This window comes from Streptomyces sp. NPDC029674, assembly GCF_044903205.1.
Classification (GTDB): Bacteria; Actinomycetota; Actinomycetes; order Streptomycetales; family Streptomycetaceae; genus Streptomyces.
In genome coordinates this window covers 371102-388540 of the sequence record NZ_JBJDPY010000002.1, presented here as the reverse complement: position 1 = coordinate 388540, position 17439 = coordinate 371102, and the positions used below count along the sequence as shown (strand labels likewise).

16 protein-coding genes are annotated in these 17439 nt (G+C 69.4%); 6 read left to right on the top strand and 10 right to left on the bottom strand.

Annotated features, from left to right (window positions below; translation table 11 throughout):
* Positions 1–64 precede the first annotated feature (64 nt).
* Entirely contained in the window at positions 65–1138 is a 1074-nt protein-coding gene (locus tag ACI2L3_RS05715; RefSeq protein ID WP_404751031.1) for an AI-2E family transporter, read from the top strand.
* Here the strand turns inward: ACI2L3_RS05715 and ACI2L3_RS05710 are convergent.
* On the bottom strand, positions 1084–3285 hold the full coding sequence (locus tag ACI2L3_RS05710; RefSeq protein WP_404751030.1) for a SpoIIE family protein phosphatase: 2202 nt from the start codon (positions 3283–3285) through the stop codon (positions 1084–1086). The two genes, ACI2L3_RS05715 and ACI2L3_RS05710, sit on opposite strands and share 55 nt — an antisense overlap.
* 164 nt (positions 3286–3449) lie before the next feature.
* Here ACI2L3_RS05710 and aspS point away from each other — a divergent pair, with 164 nt between their 5' ends.
* Positions 3450–5228: an aspartate--tRNA ligase gene (gene aspS, locus ACI2L3_RS05705; protein ID WP_404751029.1), complete on the top strand. Its 1779-nt coding sequence runs from the start codon at positions 3450–3452 to the stop codon at positions 5226–5228.
* A 149-nt stretch (positions 5229–5377) separates the two neighbouring features.
* Here the strand turns inward: aspS and ACI2L3_RS05700 are convergent, their stop codons facing one another.
* Entirely contained in the window at positions 5378–5557 is a 180-nt protein-coding gene (locus tag ACI2L3_RS05700) for a hypothetical protein (RefSeq protein ID WP_398301984.1), read from the bottom strand.
* 202 nt (positions 5558–5759) lie between these two features.
* Positions 5760–6644 carry an NAD(P)-dependent oxidoreductase gene (locus ACI2L3_RS05695; protein ID WP_404751028.1) on the bottom strand — a complete coding sequence of 295 codons (885 nt, stop codon included), beginning with the start codon at positions 6642–6644 and terminating at the stop codon, positions 5760–5762.
* Between the two features lie 118 nt (positions 6645–6762).
* Between ACI2L3_RS05695 and ACI2L3_RS05690 the strand changes: the two genes are divergently transcribed.
* Positions 6763–7395 (top strand): TetR/AcrR family transcriptional regulator, encoded by a 633-nt coding sequence (locus ACI2L3_RS05690; protein ID WP_404751027.1) that lies wholly within the window; start codon positions 6763–6765, stop codon positions 7393–7395.
* Positions 7396–7434: 39 nt separating this feature from the next.
* Here the strand turns inward: ACI2L3_RS05690 and ACI2L3_RS05685 are convergent, their stop codons facing one another.
* The 5 genes from ACI2L3_RS05685 to ACI2L3_RS05665 all read right to left on the bottom strand — a co-directional run bounded on the left by ACI2L3_RS05685 (position 7435) and on the right by ACI2L3_RS05665 (position 9850).
* On the bottom strand, positions 7435–8331 hold the full coding sequence (locus ACI2L3_RS05685; protein WP_404751026.1) for a hypothetical protein: 897 nt from the start codon (positions 8329–8331) through the stop codon (positions 7435–7437).
* A 93-nt stretch (positions 8332–8424) separates the two neighbouring features.
* A complete protein-coding gene (locus ACI2L3_RS05680) occupies positions 8425–8625 on the bottom strand; it encodes a DUF397 domain-containing protein (RefSeq protein ID WP_404751025.1) in 201 nt (66 codons plus the stop codon).
* Complete coding sequence (locus tag ACI2L3_RS05675) at positions 8622–8807, bottom strand: DUF397 domain-containing protein (protein WP_404751024.1); 186 nt, start codon at positions 8805–8807, stop codon at positions 8622–8624. Before ACI2L3_RS05675 ends, ACI2L3_RS05680 begins: the two co-directional genes overlap by 4 nt.
* Positions 8804–8989 carry a DUF397 domain-containing protein gene (locus ACI2L3_RS05670; RefSeq protein WP_404751023.1) on the bottom strand — a complete coding sequence of 62 codons (186 nt, stop codon included), beginning with the start codon at positions 8987–8989 and terminating at the stop codon, positions 8804–8806. Before ACI2L3_RS05670 ends, ACI2L3_RS05675 begins: the two co-directional genes overlap by 4 nt.
* 9 nt (positions 8990–8998) lie before the next feature.
* Positions 8999–9850, bottom strand: a complete 852-nt coding sequence (locus ACI2L3_RS05665; RefSeq protein ID WP_404751331.1) for a helix-turn-helix domain-containing protein — start codon at positions 9848–9850, stop codon at positions 8999–9001.
* A 236-nt stretch (positions 9851–10086) separates the two neighbouring features.
* On the opposite strand from ACI2L3_RS05665, the gene ACI2L3_RS05660 reads away from it, so the two are divergent.
* The gene (locus tag ACI2L3_RS05660) at positions 10087–10485 is read left to right on the top strand and encodes an ATP-binding protein (RefSeq protein ID WP_404751022.1); all 399 of its coding nucleotides are present in this window, start codon (positions 10087–10089) and stop codon (positions 10483–10485) included.
* A gap of 33 nt (positions 10486–10518) precedes the next feature.
* Positions 10519–11433: a hypothetical protein gene (locus ACI2L3_RS05655; RefSeq protein WP_404751021.1), complete on the top strand. Its 915-nt coding sequence runs from the start codon at positions 10519–10521 to the stop codon at positions 11431–11433.
* A 100-nt stretch (positions 11434–11533) separates the two neighbouring features.
* Here ACI2L3_RS05655 and metG read toward each other — a convergent pair whose 3' ends face one another.
* Both metG and ACI2L3_RS05645 read right to left on the bottom strand, forming a co-directional pair.
* The gene (metG, locus tag ACI2L3_RS05650) at positions 11534–13153 is read right to left on the bottom strand and encodes a methionine--tRNA ligase (protein ID WP_404751020.1); all 1620 of its coding nucleotides are present in this window, start codon (positions 13151–13153) and stop codon (positions 11534–11536) included.
* 102 nt (positions 13154–13255) lie between these two features.
* Positions 13256–14785: a VWA domain-containing protein gene (locus ACI2L3_RS05645; protein ID WP_404751019.1), complete on the bottom strand. Its 1530-nt coding sequence runs from the start codon at positions 14783–14785 to the stop codon at positions 13256–13258.
* A gap of 543 nt (positions 14786–15328) precedes the next feature.
* Between ACI2L3_RS05645 and ACI2L3_RS05640 the strand changes: the two genes are divergently transcribed.
* Positions 15329–17434, top strand: coding sequence for a PhoX family protein (locus tag ACI2L3_RS05640; RefSeq protein WP_404751018.1), 2106 nt, complete (start codon positions 15329–15331; stop codon positions 17432–17434).
* Positions 17435–17439 lie beyond the last annotated feature (5 nt).

The window sequence follows — 17439 nt, the reverse complement described above, 5'->3', positions numbered from 1 at the left end:
GCCGGTCCGGTCCCCGGCCGTACATAACGTGCGCGGCAGGTGACCCCGTGCTCGGGTAGGAGGGGTGAACACCCTCCTGCCCGAGTCCGTCCGCCGCGTCGCCGCCTGGTGCGTCGTCGCACTCCTCGTCACCGGCGTCGCCGCCGTGGGGGTCTGGCTCTGCGTCATCCTCAAGACGGCCGTCACCCCGGTGCTGCTCGCCCTGCTCGGCACCGCGCTCCTCGGCCCGCTGTACCGGCGGCTGCTCAGGATGAAGGTGCAGCGCTCCCTCGCCGCGGGGCTGACGTGCGCGGCCGTCGTCGCCGTCGTCGGCGGCGTCACCTACATCGTGGTGAAGGCGCTGATCGACACCGGCGACCAGATCATCGCCTCCCTGAAGCAGGCCGCGAACGACGTCGCGAAGTACTTCGGGGCGGCGGGCACCTCGCTGGACGACATGGCGTCCAACGCCAAGGAACTCCTCGGCAAGTTCGGCGGGACCGCCGCGTCCGGCGTGCTCAACGGACTCAGCGTCGTCGGCGAGGTCATCGCCATGGCCGTGCTCGCGCTCCTGCTGGTCTTCTTCTTCCTGCGCGACTCCGGGCGGGCCATGGCAGCCCTGCGCTCGCTCTCGCCCGGCGGCTCCGCCGACGTCGTGGAGGCGATGGCGCACCGGGCCTTCGGCGCTATCGAGGGCTTCATGCGGGGCACCACGATCATCGCGTTCATCGACGCGCTCTGCATCACCGTCGGACTGCTGATCCTGCGGGTGCCCGGCGCGGTGGGGCTCGGCGCGCTCGTCTTCGTCGGCGCGTACATCCCCTACCTCGGCGCCTTCCTGTCCGGCGCGGTCGCCGTCCTCGTCGCCCTCGCCGACCGCGGCTTCGCCATCGCCCTCTGGGCGCTCGGCGTGGTCCTCGCCGTCCAGGTCCTTGAGGGGCACATCCTCCAGCCGGTGATCCAGAGCCGGACGGTGCAGATGCATCCGGCCGTGGTGATGCTGGCCATCACCGCGGGGGCGTCCGTGGCCGGCATCATCGGCATGCTCCTCGCGGTGCCGCTGACGGCGGCGGCCTTCGGGATCGTCTCCGAGCTGCGCTCGCGCTACGCGGCGGGACCCGTGCCGCCACCGTCCGCGGGCGACCCCGCGTCCTCGTAGAGCTCGAACCAGATGCTCTTGCCGTCGCCCCGCGGGTCCACGCCCCACGCCCCGGCGAGCAGCTCCATCAGGACGAGGCCGCGCCCGGACGAGGCGAGCTCGCCGGGCCTGCGCTTGTGCGGCAGGTCGTCGCTGCCGTCCGCGACCTCGGCCCGCAGCCTGCGCGCGCCCGGCTCGCCGGTGACCTCGGCGACCATCAGGGCGTCGCCGTCCGTGTGCACGAGGACGTTGGTGAGCATCTCCGAGACCATCAGGACCGCCGAGTCGACCTGGTCGTCGTCCGCCCAGTCGTGCAGCAGGTCCCGCAGGTGACGGCGGGCCCCCGCGATGCGCTCCGGTTCGGCCTGGGCGATGGTCATGACCGTGCGGCGGGCGTCCCTGCGCTGCTCGGGGCGGCCCGTCCGGCTCAGCAGCAGTATCGCTATGTCGTCCTCGCGGCGGTCCGCGAGCGGGCCCGTGGTGTAGTGCGACGTGGGCCCGTGCACGGCCTGGACGAGCGAGTCGGCGAGCTGCTCCAGACTCTCGGGGTCGCCGTCGCCCGCGTACTCCTCCAGGATCGTCCTGATCCGCGACCAGCCGCTGTCCAGGTCGTGGCCGCCGGTCTCGATGAGGCCGTCGGTGCAGATCAGCATGGTCTCGCCGGGCTCCAGGACGAGCCGGGTCGTCGGATAGTCGGCGTCCGGGTCGATGCCGAGCGGCAGGCCGCCCGCGGTGGGACGCAGCAGAACCGTTCCGTCGCTCATGCGTATCGCGGGCTCGGGGTGGCCTGCGCGGGCCATCTCAAGGACGCCGGTCGCAGGGTCGGCCTCCACGTACAGGCAGGTCGCGAAGCGCGGGTCGTACTCCATGGCCTCGTCGGCGCCCGTGCCGCTCGACCCGTACGTGATCGACTCGGTGATCCCCGACAGGAAGCGGGTCGCGCGCGAGAGGACGGCGTCCGGGCGGTGCCCCTCCGACGCGTACGCGCGCAGGGCGATCCGCAGCTGCCCCATCAGACCCGCCGCGCGCACGTCGTGCCCCTGCACGTCGCCGATGACGAACGCGATACGGCCGCTGGGCAGCGGAATCATGTCGTACCAGTCGCCGCCCACCTGAAGCCCGCCGCCGGTCGGCACATAGCGGGCCGCCACGCTCATCCCCGGGATCTGCGGGCCCAGCATCGGCAGCATCGACCGCTGAAGCCCCTCCGTCAGCTCCCGCTCCGACTCCGCGACACCGGCCCGCGACAGGGCCTGCGCCAGCATCCGCGCCACCGTCGTCAGCACGGAACGCTCGTCGGGCGTGAACGACACCGGATACGTGAACGCCGCCATCCACGCACCCATCGTGCGGCCCGCGACCGTCAGCGGCAGGAACGCCCACGACTGCCGCTCGAAGCGTCTGGCCAGCGGCCAGGAGGCGGGATAGCGCCTGCGGTAGTCCTCCGGGGTGGACAGATAGACGGCACGGCCGGTGCGCACCACTTCCGCGGCCGGATAGTCGGTGTCCAGCGGCATCGCGGAGAAGGGCCCGTCGTCGCCCGGCTGATGCCCGTGGTGCCCGATGATCGTCAGCCGCTCGGCCTCCACCCCGAAGACCGCGAGCCCGTCCGGCGAGAACCCCGGCATGGAGAGCCCGGCGGCGACCCGCAGCACCTCCTCCGTGGAGCGTGCCTCGGCGAGCGCACGCCCCGCGTCCAGCAGGAACGCCTCGCGGGAGCGGCGCCAGTCGCCGGTGACCGGGGTGCGGGCGGCGGTGCCGGGCGCGGGCTCCGTCACCTCTTGCAGGGTGCCGACCAGCTCGTACGCCTCGGTCGCCCCGTGCATCACCGGCTTGGAGCGGCTGCGCACGGTGCGCAGGACCCGGCGCCCCGTCTCGTCCATGATCCGCAGCCGGGCCTCGGCGAGGGTGCCCTCGGCGACGGCGAGCTGGACGGTGCCGTAGATCTCGTTCCAGTCGACCGGGTGGAAGCGGGAGCGTACGGCCGCCTCCGACAGCGTCTGGGCGCGCTCGGGCAGGCCGAGCAGCCGGGCCGCCTCCGCGTCGAGCGTGACGGTCCCGGACGCGTTGTCCCAGCGCCACAGCCCGGTCGCGATGGCGGCCAGGACGTCCCGGACGGGAGGCAGGGAGTCATCCCCCACCTGCAGAAGGGGATCGTCGGTGCGCATTGACCCACTTTAGGAAGATGTACAGGCAAGCCGCCACCGAACCCGGCCGCATCCGGCCCCCCGGCGGGTGGCCGGCGGCGATATCCGGAAACCGATCTTCGGCCGGACGGTAGCCTTGTGAGCGTCTGCTCTCTCCCCTATTCGCGAAGACTGGATGAACGACGATGCATCGGTACAGGTCCCACACCTGCGGCGAGCTCCGCGCCTCTGACGTCGGCACCGACGTCCGGCTGAGCGGCTGGCTGCACAATCGCCGAGACCTGGGCGGCATTCTCTTCATCGATCTCCGCGATCACTACGGCATCACGCAGCTGGTGGCCCGCCCCGGCACGCCCGCGGCCGAGACGCTCGACAAGCTCTCCAAGGAGACGGTCGTCCGCGTCGACGGCAAGGTCGTCTCGCGCGGCGCCGACAACGTGAACCCGGAGCTGCCCACCGGCGAGATCGAGATCGAGGCCGCCGAGGTCGAGGTGCTCGGCGCCGCGGGCCCGCTGCCCTTCACGATCAACGCCGAGGACGGCGTGAACGAGGAGCGGCGCCTGGAGTACCGCTTCCTGGACCTGCGCCGCGAGCGCATGCACCGCAACATCATGCTGCGGTCGGCCGTGATCGCCTCGATCCGCTCGAAGATGGTGGCCCTCGGCTTCAACGAGATGGCGACGCCGATCCTCACCGCGACCTCCCCCGAGGGCGCGCGCGACTTCGTCGTCCCGTCCCGCCTGAACCCCGGCAAGTTCTACGCGCTGCCCCAGGCCCCCCAGCAGTTCAAGCAGCTGCTGATGATCTCGGGCTTCGACCGCTACTTCCAGATCGCGCCCTGCTTCCGCGACGAGGACGCGCGCGCGGACCGCTCGCCGGGCGAGTTCTACCAGCTCGACGTCGAGATGAGCTTCGTGGAGCAGGAAGACGTCTTCCAGCCCATCGAGAAGCTGATGACGGAGCTCTTCACGGAGTTCGGCGGCGGCCGCGAGGTCACGTCCCCCTTCCCGCGCATCCCGTTCCGCGAGTCGATGCTGAAGTACGGCAACGACAAGCCGGACCTGCGCGCCAAGCTCGAACTGGTCGACATCACCGACATCTTCGAGGGCTCGGAGTTCAAGGCGTTCGCGGGCAAGCACGTGCGTGCGCTTCCGGTGCCGGACACGGCGTCGCAGTCCCGCAAGTTCTTCGACGGCCTCGGTGACTACGCGGTCGAGCAGGGCGCCAAGGGCCTGGCCTGGGTGCGCGTCGCCGAGGACGGCTCGCTGACGGGCCCGATCGCGAAGTTCCTGACGGAGGCGAACGTCGAGGAGCTCACGAAGCGCCTCGGCCTGAAGGCCGGTCACGCCGTCTTCTTCGGCGCGGGCGAGTTCGACGAGGTCTCGAAGATCATGAGCGCGGTCCGCGTCGAGGCGGCCAAGCGCGCGGGCCACTTCGAGGAGGGCGTCTTCCGCTTCTGCTGGATCGTCGACTTCCCGATGTACGAGAAGGACGAGGAGACCGGCAAGATCGACTTCTCCCACAACCCCTTCTCGATGCCGCAGGGCGGCATGAAGGACCTGGAAGAGAAGGACCCGCTCGACATCCTGGCGTGGCAGTACGACATCGTCTGCAACGGCATCGAGCTCTCCTCCGGCGCCATCCGGAACCACGAGCCCGAGGTCATGCTGAAGGCCTTCGAGATCGCGGGCTACGACGCGGAGACCGTCGAGCACGAGTTCGCGGGCATGCTGCGGGCGTTCCGCCTCGGCGCGCCGCCGCACGGTGGCATCGCCCCCGGCGTCGACCGCATCGTGATGCTGCTCGCCGATGAGCCGAACATCCGGGAGACGATCGCGTTCCCGCTGAACGGTAACGCGCAGGATCTGATGATGGGGGCGCCGACGGAGCTGGACGAGTCCCGTCTGCGGGAGCTCAACATTTCGCTGCGGAAGCCTGTGGCGCCGAAGCCTGCGGCGCAGTAGCGGGTACGTAATTGGCCCCGGAACCTTTGGTTCCGGGGCCTTTTGCTGTTCGCTGTCGCGTGCGGATGCGTTGTGGCTGGGCGCGCAGTTCCCCGCGCCCCTGGCAGCGCCCCTGACGGGCGGCTGCCCCCCGAAACGGGGCGGCTGTCTCAGGCGGCGTGGGTCGGGGAGGAGTTGGCCTCTGCTTCGGCCCACTCCGTCACGAGCTGTTCGTACAGCGCGCGTTCGTCGGGACGGAGGCGTCCTCCCGCGCGCAGCCACAGCGCACGGATGTCCTCATTGACCTCGTCGGCGGAGCGCCGGCGGTCGGGGGAGGGAGTCGTGGCCATGTGGTGAAGCCTACGTAGGGAGATGTGAAGGCGGCGTCAATTTAAGCCTCCTCTCCGCATGACTTAGCTCACCGTGAGACATACCCCTCGTTTGAGTGGGCAGTCGAACCGGGCCGGAACTGCGGTTTGTTGAGGGAGGTGGCCTCCCTCACCCCATCTGCTCCTTCTGCTGCCGCTCCTTCTTCTGCTCCTCCTGCTTCTTCTACTTCTTCGCCATCAGCTCCACGGCCCGCGAGAAGCTGTCCGCCCCGTGCCCCGCCTCGACGACACGGCGGAAGACGTCGTGCACGGCGTCCGGGAACGCGGTGTCCACGCCCGCGTCGGCGGCCGTGTGGACGACGTGTTCCATGCTGGCGAGGCCCATCGAGGCGCGGTCCACGTCACCGGCGTGGTTGCCCGCGTCGATGCGGGGCGCGTAGAAGTCGATGAAGTGCCCCATGCCGGCGAAGTTTTCGGTGGCGTAGGGGGCGATTTCGGCGGCGGTGATGCCGTGGGCGGCAGCCATGGCGACGGCCTGCCAATAGGCGATCATTGATGGCCAGAAAATGACCATGTTCAGCTGGTACATGAGCGCGGCGAGCCCCTGATCCTCGCCCCGGTAGTCGGACTTGCCGGTGATGACTTCGAGGGCGGGGCGGTGCTTGTCGTACGCCTCGCGGGGACCGCTGTAGAACGTCGACGCGTCGGCGGTGCCGATGAGGGGCGGCGGGACCAGGACGCCACCGGTCAGGTGGGTCCCACCGAGTTCGGTCACCCAGCGGGCGCCCGCCCGTGCCTTCTCCGGGGTGTCCGAGCTGAGGTTCACGACGGTGCGGCCGGCGAGGGCCGCCTTGGCGGGCTCCAGGATCGCGTACATCGCGTCGAAGTCGGTGAGGCTGAGGATCACCAACTCGTTGGCGAGCAGGGCTTTCTCGGCACTGTCGGCGAAGACCGCGCCGCGCTCCACGAGGGCGTCGGCGCGGGACCGGGTGCGGTTCCAGAGGGTGACGTCGTAGCCGCGGTCGAGGTAGGCGGCGGCCATGGCCTGGCCCATGGGGCCGAGGCCGATGACGGTGACGGAGGGGGCGGGCTGGGGCGAGGAAGGCATGGGTGACTCCAGACGATTGCGGTGCGTTACTAAAACGATCGCTCTATCCAGCGACTGGAGAGAACGTAGCACAGCTCTAGAACGAACGCTCTACTTAGTGAGTGGGTAGAGTGGGGGCATGCCCCAGAAGAGCTCAGCCCCAGCCCCGGCCCCGGCCCCCGGCGAAGCGGCCGGCGCGGCCCTCGGTACGCGCGACCGGATCGTCGTCGTCGCCGCCCGCCTCATCCAGCGGCAGGGCTATGTGGGCACCGGGATCAAGCAGATCGCCAAGGAGGCGGAGGCGACGCTCGGCTCCGTCTACCACTTCTTCCCCGGCGGGAAGGAGGCCGTGGCGGTGGCCGCGATCACTTACAGCGCGGAGGAGTTCGCGGAGCTGCTGCGGGTGGGGCTGGCGGGTGGTGACGCCGACCCGGGCGCCGCGATCGAGCGCTGCGCGGGCGAACTGGCCGTGGGACTGCGGGAGTCGGGCTGGGTCGACGGCTGCCCGGTCACGGCGGCGGCCCTGGAGACCCTCGGCACCGACTCGGAGATCCAGCGGGTCTGCGCGGAGGCGCTGCGCGGCTGGGAGCGGATCGTGGAGGAGCGGCTGCTCGGGGCGGGATTCTCGGCGCAGGACGCGCGCGAGGTGGCGTCGACGGTCATCAGTGCGCTGGAGGGCGCGGAGGTGACGGCGCAGGTCGCCCGGAGTGAGGAGCCGTTGCGGGCGGTGGGGCGGCAGTTGGCGCGGTTGGTGGGTACGTACGGGGCGTGAGGCCCGGGCCCGGCCCCGTACGCGGTCGTCCGTCCGGGCTTACTCGCCCTGCTCCTGAGGGTGCTCCGTGTCGCTGAACAGGTCGTCCGCGTCGGTTGCTGTGGCGGCGAGGGTGAGCCAGCGGTCGACGGTACGCAGGTCGGTGCAGGTTGCGATGCGTTCGCGGGCGGTGTGGGAGAGGGGGACGCCGCGCGCCTCAAGGAAGCGGAGGATCGCCTCGGTCTGACCCTCGAGGTACTTTTCCTCGGCGAGTGTGCCCTGTCCGGGGAAGTAGATATCCGCAGCCATCTTCACCAAGTCCTTCCAAGCGGCTCGGGCAGGAGTGTCGCCCAGGCCTGCGTCCAGCAGCTGCCAGTAGTGGTCGAACGTCTTGCGGTCGCCGGTTGATCCCAGGGCGGTGACCAGTGCCTCCAGTATGGCCATGTGCTCCGGGCCATGCGCATGCGTAAACGCGGACAAAGCGGCGAAGGGCAGGTCCTGTGCGGCTTCTTCGGGGTCGATGATCATCGGTACGTTGTCGGGACCGAGGACCAGTGGGTGCACGCTCAGGGCGGTCCATCCCTCCACCCCGATCCGGAAGGGGCCGAGCGCCCAGGTCGAGGTGGCCTTGTCCTGGCAGACGGCCAGGAGCAGGGCGGGGATGTGGTACTTCGAGTAGAGGTACGTCAGGTAGTACCCCCAGCTCACCGCCTTCTCCCGGTCCTGGCGCCGCTGAGCCTCTACGACCAGCAGGAATGCGCGGCCGTTCGGGGCGCTGACCCGGAGCAGGGTGTCGACGCGGCGCTCGATGGGCCGGGTCTCGGTGACGTCCGGCGTGATCACCTCGACGGTCGGATTCTCGGGCAGCGCGACGCCCAGGAGCCGGAAGACCGGCGTCAGGAGCTCGGGGCGGTCCTGGAAGATCCTGTGCGAGGCCTCGTGTTGCGATGTGACCATGTGAGGAAGCTAGGCGGATCAAGGGCCGAGTTTCCCCACTCGGGAAGGGGGATCACCCTTTCGAGTGCGGAGGAAACGTTCCCCTCCCCACGGCTAGGGCCGTGGGCTGAGAGGGCCCCCGGCCCGGAGGGCACGCAGGAGTCCCGCGAGGGTTTCCGGGGCGGTGAGCAGTTCCGTGGCGGGGTCTTCGCTTTCGCGGAGGCGGATGTGGGTCCCGGTGCTGCCCAGTTCCACGCAGTCGTTACCCACGCCGCCGCCGGAGAAGGTTGACTTCTGCCAGCGGGTGGCGTTCATTGCCCGCTCGCCTTGATGGCGTGCATGAATTGAGCCAGAGCCTTTGCGCCAGCTGACAATTCAACGGCAGGAGCGTCACTTTCGCGGAGGCGGACGTGTGGGTCGGCGGCGGTCGGTTCCACGCAGTTGTTGCCGTCCCCGCTGCCCGAGAAGGATGACTTTTGCCAGGCGGTGGCGCTCATCCTTCGCCCTCCTTGATGACACGCAGGAGCCGGACCAAGGCGGCGGGATCAGTCACCAGTTCGACGGCGGGGCAGTCGCTCTCGCGGAGGCGGATGTGGGCATCGGCGCTCGCCAGCTCTATGCAGGTATCCCCGTCGCCGCCGCCGGAAAACGACGACTTCTGCCAGTGGACCTGGTTCATGCGGGCGCCTCACAGTTCCTTGAGCATGTGGTGGATGAAGTCCCGCGATTGTGCGGGGGCGAGCGATGACTTCTCCACTTGGCTGAGCAGGGTTCGAAGCCGGACGAGATGGGGTTCGGCGTCGATGACCGCGGTGCCGGTCGGGGAATCTCTGAGCCCGGTGTCCAGTCTGGCCAGTGGGCCTCCGAGGTACATCATCGTGGCTCCGGCACCGGCAAAGTCGTCCTGGTCGAACGGAATGACCCGCACACTGACGTGGTCGTGCTCCGTCTGGTGCAGGATCGCCTCTAGTTGGGCGCGAGCGACCCGGCGGTCCGCTACACGAATGCGCAAAGCTGCCTCGTGGACGATCGCCTCGTACGGGGTGGGGTGGTCTCCCTCAAGGACCGTTCGCCGCTTCATGCGGTGCTCCAGCCGTGGCTCCAGCTCGCTGTTCGGTATCCCTGGCATCACGTACGAGTAGACCGCGCGGGCGTAGTCCGGGAGTTGGAAGAGTCCCGGAACATAGGCGATCACGACCTCACGCAGGAAGGTCGCGTGGTGTTCCAGCTCGGCGGTGTCCAGGAACGGTGGCGGAAGGACTCCTTTGAACTCCTCCCACCACCCCTGCGTGCGGTCGGCGGCCATGGCGACCAGGGCATCGATGTATGGCTGATCGGTACACGCGTAGTGGGCCGCGAGTCGTCGCACACGCTCCTCGCTCACACCCGCCAGGCCGGCCTCCACCTGGCTGATCTGCGCGGAGGTGGAGCTGAGAAGTGCCGCCACCTCGCGCCCCTTCAACCCGGAAGCCTCCCGCAGTCTGCGCAGCTCAGTACCCAGGCGTACCTGGCGGGCGGTGGGTTGGCTTCTCGGCGCCACGTCCACCCCCCTCTCTCAACTGTCCCGTGTCCATGCCTCGTTCGGTGGTCAGATTACGGCATCGGCTTGCGCGAGGAAAAATTTTTGCTCTACCGTCAGTGACGCGTCGCACACGCTGCGAGAACCGGGGAACCGGAAGCGCACCACCCCGTCATGCCATGACGACGGTGACACAGCCACCGCCCTGCATACCCGCCGCGTCCGCCAAATCCCCTCGCCCCCGCTGGAGTTCTCGCATGCCTGGAAGCGAACCCTGGGAGTACACCCTGTACATCCCCCACGACCTCCGCGCCGTCACCATCTGCCGCCGCGCCCTCCGCCTCATCCTCACGATGCACTGCCTGCCGCAACTCTCCGACATGGCCGAGCTGTTGGCCACAGAGCTCGTGTCCAATGCTGTGCGGCACACCAAGGGCCCCGCCGCCCTCCGCGTCCGCTACTCCGACGGAGTCCTCCGCGTGGGGGCCTGGGACGCCGACCCCACGCCGCCCGCCCCGCCTCCGCGCACCGCCGACGCGGGTGACGAGCAGGGGCGCGGCCTCGACCTCGTGCGGGCCTGCGCCGACGGGTGGGGCTGGCACCCGGGGGCCACGGAGCCCGGCAAGCACGTCTGGTGCGAACTAAGTGCGGCTTAGGTCGTTGATCATGCCGAACAGGAAGGAGAACCGATGGTCAGCTCGTCACACGAAGCGATGCACCGGATCTTCCAGAAGGACACGGCTCTGCTGGTCCGATCCCTCCAGCGCCTGCTCCACGTTCCATTTCCGGAACCCCGGGACATCATGACCCTCGACGTGGACCTCACGGAGATCGAACCGGTCGAGCGCCGCTGCGACACCCTGCTGAGGGTGGACACCGACGACGGCAACTATCTGTTCGTCATCGAGTCACAGGGCAAGAAGGACGAGTCCAAGCGCGGCAGCTGGCCGTACTACCTCTCGTACCTCTACGAGAAGTACCACTGCGAGCCGGTGCTGATCGTCGTGACGCAGAGCGCGGCGACCGCTCGATGGGCTGCCAAGCCCATCCAGTTCGGGCTGCCGGGCTGGTCCTCGCTCACCGTTCGTCCGCTGGTCCTGGGCCCGGACAACGTGCCGGTGATCACGGACCGGCACGAGGCCGAGAGGGATGTCCCCCTTGCGGTGTTCTCGGCGATCACACATGGAAAGGGGCCTGACTCCGCCGCCATACTGAAGGCACTGGCTACGGCCCTGGAGACGATCGACACCAACAGCGCGGCGGTGTTCGCGCAGCTCACCCGGTCCGGTCTGGTGGACCCCCGGGCAAGGGAGATCTGGGAGGAACTGATGATGTCGACCAAGTACTTCTTCGACCACCCGTTCGCGGTGAAGGAGCGGGAAGAAGGCCGGGAAGAAGGCCGGGAAGAGGGCCGGGAAGAGGGCCGGGCCGAGGATCGGGCCGAGGTGGTCCTGGAGATCCTCGAAGCGCGGGAGCTTTCCGTGCCGCCGTTGGTTCGTGAGCGGGTGAGCGCCTGTACCGATATGGATCAGCTCAAGGCCTGGACCCATCGGGCGCTGCGCGTGACCGACGCCGCCGACCTTTTCGATGGCGACGAAGCCTGACGTACGTACGTCCGCCCGCTGATGCGGGAAGGTCCCGGTGCCGCCCCCGGAAATCGGGGGGCGGCACCGGGACCTCCCGGCAATGCTGCACTGCGTACCGCTACGCGGCCGGCTTCTCCTCCAGGCGGGGGAAGAGCACCGCGCCCTTCGTCACCGTCGCGCCTGCGGGGAGCGTGCCCCACGTGCCGGCGGTGCGGACGTCCTGGTCGGCGAGGGCGCCCAGGAGGGGCTCCGCGCCGAGGGAGTCCCAGAGCTTCTGGGAGGTCTCCGGCATGATCGGGTTGAGGAGGACCGCCACCGCGCGGAGGGATTCCGCAGCCGTGTAGAGGATGGTCGCCAGGCGGGCCTTGCCCTCCGGGCTGTCGTCCTTGGCGACCTTCCACGGCTCCTGCTCCGTGATGTAGCCGTTGACCTGCTTGATGAAGTCGAAGACGGCCAGGATGCCGCCCTGGAAGTCCAGCTCCTCGCCGATCGCGCGGTCGGCGGTCGCGACCGCCTTGGCGAGGCCGTCCTGGACCGCCTGCTCGGCGTCGCCGGACGCCGTCGCCTCGGGCAGCTCGCCGCCGAAGTACTTGCCGACCATCGCCGCGACGCGGGACGCGAGGTTGCCGTAGTCGTTCGCCAGCTCGCTCGTGTAGCGGGCCGTGAAGTCCTCCCACGAGAACGAGCCGTCGCTGCCGAAGGCGATCGCCCGCAGGAAGTACCAGCGGTACGCGTCCACGCCGAAGTGGGAGGTGAGGTCCTGGGGCTTGATGCCCGTCAGGTTCGACTTCGACATCTTCTCGCCGCCGACCATCAGCCAGCCGTTCGCCGCGACCTTGCCGGGTACCGGCAGGCCCTGCGCGAGCAGCATCGCGGGCCAGATCACCGCGTGGAAGCGGAGGATGTCCTTGCCGACGAGGTGGACGTCGGCGGGGAAGGTCGACTCGAACTTCTCCTGGTTCGCGCCGTAGCCCGCCGCCGTCGCGTAGTTCAGGAGCGCGTCGACCCAGACGTAGATGACGTGCTTGTCGTCCCAGGGGACCTTGACGCCCCAGTCGAAGGTGGAGCGGGAGATGGAGAGATCCTGGAGGCCCTGCTTGACGAAGTTCACTACCTCGTTGCGCGCCGACTCCGGCTGGATGAAGCCCGGGTTCGCCTCGTACAGGGCGAGGAGCTTGTCGCCGTACTCGCTCAGCTTGAAGAAGTAGTTCTCCTCCTTGAGGAGCTCCACCGGCTTCTTGTGGATCGGGCAGAGCTTCGTGCCGTCCTCGGCCTCGATGAGGTCGCCGGGGAGCTTGTACTCCTCGCAGCCCACGCAGTACGGGCCCTCGTAGCCGCCCTTGTAGATCTCGCCCTTGTCGTAGAGATCCTGGACGAACTCCTGCACGCGGTCGGTGTGACGCTTCTCCGTCGTACGGATGAAATCGTCGTTCGCGATGTTCAGGTGCTCCCAGAGGGGCTTCCAGGCCTCGGTGACGAGCTTGTCGCACCACTCCTGGGGGGTGACGTCGTTCGCCTCGGCCGTGCGCATGATCTTCTGACCGTGCTCGTCCGTGCCGGTGAGGTACCACACCTTCTCGCCGCGCTGACGGTGCCAGCGCGTGAGCACGTCCCCTGCAACGGTCGTGTAGGCGTGGCCCAGGTGAGGAGCGTCGTTGACGTAGTAAATGGGGGTCGTCACGTAGAACGCCTTCGCGTCTTCGCTCGTCCCCTGCTTCTCGGATCCAGTGGCCGCCATGGTCGAAATCCTAACGGCCCTGTGAAGATCCACTCACCTCGATTCCAGGGGGTGGACCGGTGGGTTCCGGTACGCCCCCTGGAATCGCGTACGTCGGGTTGGCTATGGGCGCCAGGACGCCAGCAGGCCCTCGTACAGCTCCTTGTCCGTGAGCTCGCGCGGGGTCGGGCCCGCGTGGAAGAAGGCCGCGTTGTCCGCCTTCAGCTTGCGGAGGTAGTCGAAGCCCTTCGCGTCGTGCTCGCCGAACGCCACGAACTGGAAGAAGAGGGGATGTGCGGCGGCGTCCTTCAGGGCCTGGGTCGCCGGGCCCTTCGCGTCGGGGGCGCCGTCCGTCTGGAAGATCACGAGGGCGGGGGTGCCGTTCTCCTTGTGCTCCGACTTCTCGTAGTGCTCCACGACCTCTTCGATCGCGCGGTGGTAGCTCGTGCGGCCCATGCGGCCCGCTGCCGCGTGCATCTCGTCGATACGGTTCTCGTGCTCGGGGAGCGTGAGGGTGCCGGTGGCGTCGATCTCCGTGGAGAAGAAGACGACGTGCACGGTGGCTTCGGGGTCCGTGTGGGCGGCGAGGGCGAGGGCCTGTTCGCCGAGGCTCTGGGTGGAGCCGTCCTTGTAGTACGGGCGCATGGAGCCGGAGCGGTCGAGGACCAGGTAGACCTGGGCTCGGACTCCTGTCAGGTTCCGCTTCTTCAGGGCTGCGCCGGCTGCCTTGTACGCGGTTGCCAGCCCCGGGGCTTTGGACTTCAGCTTTGCGGGGGAGTGGGCGGGTTTGCCGTTGCCCGGGGTGTCGCTGGCCTTGTCCTCGGGGGTCGCCTCAGCCTCCGGCTCGGGGTCGGCCTCGGGGGTCGTCTCAGCCTTCGGCTCGGGGGCGGCCTCGGGGGTCGTCTCAGCCTTCGGCTCGGGGTCGGCCTCCGGGGTCACCTCAGCCTTCGGCTCCGGGTCGGCCTGAGGAACGCCCTCTTCATCGGTGCTCGGCGCCGGGGGCTGTGCCCACCCGTCCCGCCCAGCGGGACGATTGCCCACAGCGGGAGCGGTCTCGGTCTCGGCCTCGGGCTCGTCCGCCTGCGGGGCGGGGGTGACCTTCGGCTCGGGGTCGGCCTCCGGAGCGATCTCAGCCTCCGGCTCGGAGGTGACCTCCGGAGCAGTCTCGACCTCGGGCGCCACCTCAGCCTTCGGCTCGGGCTCGGCCGCAGGCGCTACCTCAGCCTTCGGCTCCGGGTCGGCCTCAGGGGCGCCCTCGTTGTCGGTGCTCGGCGCCGGGGGCTGTGCCCACCCGTCCCGCCCAGCGGGACGATTGCCCACAGCGGTAGCGGCTTCGGCCTCGGGCTCGTCCGCCTGCGGGGCAGGGGCGACCTTCGGCTCGGCCTCGGCCTCGGGGGTCGTCTCAGCCGTCGGCTCCGGCCCGGGCCCAGGAGTCACCTCAGCCTTCGGCTCGGCCTCGGCCTCGGACGTCGCCTCAGCCTTCAGCTCGGGGTCGGCCTCGGACGTCACCTCAGCCTTCGGCTCAGCCTCCGCCTCCGGGGTCGCCTCAGCCTTCGGCTCGGACTCGGTCTTAGGCGTCGCCTCAGGCCCCGGCTCCCGTGAAGGTTGCGGGACCGTCACGTTGTCGAAGGCCGCCGCTACCAGGTCGTCCACCGTGGGGCTCGGGGACGGGATCGAGGCCTTGGGGGGTGGGGTCGGCTCGGGGGAGGGGGACGGGAGGGTCACCTGCTCCGAGTGAGTCGCATCCTGCTCCGAGGGTGCCGCATCCCGCTCCGAGGGCGTCGCCTCCTGTTCCGGCGCAGTCGCACGCTCCGCACGCTCAGGCTCCCGTGCCTCCGGAACGCTCTCCTTGCGTGACCGTCCGAACGCGTTCCGCAGGCGGTTCAGAATGCCCATGTGCGCAACCCTTCGCGTGAGTTGATTCCGAAAATCCCTGGCCAGGGCGGACACGTAAGGTTAGCCGCCGCTGTAGGCGATCTTGGGCAGGGTCGCCGAGCGGTCGCCGAGCGGTCGCCGAGTGGTGCCTCGCTCCTCACTCGCCCGCATCACCTCCACATCACCCCACAGGCCAGCCTGGCCTCAACTCCTTCCCGTGCGCCACGGATTCACTCTCCGTTCACTCTCCGGCCGTCGGCCTGCCGAATACCGCCCATAGCGTCACGGCGAAAACAGGCCACGCCACACGACGGAGGACCCGTGCGCAAGCTGCTGCCGATCATTACCTCGCATCAGGGGAGCGGCGGCCGTTCCGCCCTGACCTGCCGCTTCCGCTGCGGCGACGCCTGCTTCGGCGAGGTGCCGAACACCAGCGAGAACGAGTACGTCGGCGATGTCATCGCCGGTGCGCTCAGCCGTCGTTCGATGATGCGCGCCGCCGCCGTGGTGACCGTCGCCGGTGCCGCGGGCGGTGCCTTGATAGCGGGTCCGGCCGCCCCGGAAGCCGTCGCGGCAGCACCCGCCGGTCGTACCGGTGACATGAAGGGTGACAAGAAGAGCAAGGGAGCGCGCGGACTGCGGTTCGCGCCCGTCGCGCCGAACACCGCCGACGCCGTCACCGTCCCCGCCGGGTATGAGCAGGACATCGTCATCCGCTGGGGCGAGCCCATCCTGCGCGGCGCCCCCGCCTTCGACGCGGACAAGCAGACCGCCAAGGCGCAGGCCGGGCAGTTCGGTTACAACAACGACTTTCTGAGTCTGCTGCCGCTTCGGCGTGAGCACGGGCGGCAGGTGCTCGTCGCCAACCACGAGTACACGGACGAGATCCTGATGTTCAAGGGGTACGACCCCGAGAACCCGACCCGTGAGCAGGTCGAGATCGCCTGGGCGGCTCACGGTCTCTCCGTCGTCGTGGTCGAAGGGGAGCGGAGGAGCGGGAAGCTGCGGGCCGTCAGCCGGCATCACCTCAACCGGCGCCTCACCGCCACCAGCCCCTTCCGCCTCTCCGGGCCCGTCGCGGGGAGCCCCCTCGTCCGTACGAAGGCCGACCCGCGCGGCACCACCGTCCTCGGCACCCTCAACAACTGCTCGGGCGGCACCACCCCGTGGGGCACGACGCTGCACGGTGAGGAGAACTTCAATCAGTACTTCGCCAATGCGGAGAAGGTGACCGACCCGACCACCGCCGCCCGCCTCAAGCGGTACGGCGTGACCGGTGCCGCCTCCGAGCGGAAGTGGGAGCGGTTCGACCGCCGTTTCGACCTCGCCCAGGAGCCCAACGAGGCCAACCGGTTCGGCTGGGTCGTCGAGCTCGACCCGTACGACCCCGACTCGACTCCGCGCAAGCGCACCGCGCTCGGCCGGTTCAAGCACGAGGCCGCGCAGCCGCGCCTCACCCACGACGGCCGCCCGGTCGTCTACATGGGTGACGACGAGAAGTTCGACTACTTCTACAAGTTCGTCAGCAGCAAGCGGATGGCCAAGGGGTCGTCCCGGGCCGCCCACGAGCACAATCTGTCGCTCCTCGACGAGGGCACCCTGTACGTCGCCAAGCTCACCGGTGACTCGCCCGCGGACGAGATCGACGGCAAGGGGACGCTGCCGGAGGACGGCGAGTTCGACGGCAGCGGCAAGTGGATTCCGCTCGCCACCGCCGGGCCGGGCGGCAAGGCCGTCTCGCACGTCGACGGCATGACCGCCGAGGAGGTGTACGTCTTCACGCGCCTCGCCGGTGACAAGGTGGGCGCCACGAAGATGGACCGGCCCGAGGACATCGAGCCGTCGCCGCACACCGGCAAGGTGTACGTGGCGCTGACGAACAACTCCGACCGTGGCAAGGCCGGGAAGGCCGGGGCCGACGAGGCCAACCCGCGCAACCTCAACAAGCACGGGCAGATCCTGGAGCTGACCGAGCGCCGCAACCGCGCGGACGCGACGTCCTTCGGCTGGTCGCTCTTCCTCGTCGCCGGTGACCCGAACGACCCCTCGACGTACTTCGCGGGCTTCCCCAAGGAGCGGGTCTCCCCGATCTCCTGCCCCGACAACGTCGCTTTCGACCCGCACGGCAACCTGTGGATCTCCACCGACGGCAACCAGCTCGGCTCGCACGACGGCCTCTTCGGCGTCGCCACGCGCGGTGACCGGCGCGGCGAGCTCAAGCAGTTCCTGACCATGCCGAACGGCGCGGAGACCTGCGGGCCGATCATCCAGGACCGGCGCGTCCTCGTCGCCGTGCAGCACCCGGGCGAGATCGACGGGGCGTCGGTGGAGAAGCCGGCGAGCGCCTGGCCCGACGGGCCCGGCAAGATCGTCCGCCCGTCGGTCGTCGCGGTGTGGCGCGAGGACGGCCGCGACATCGGCGTGTGACGTCA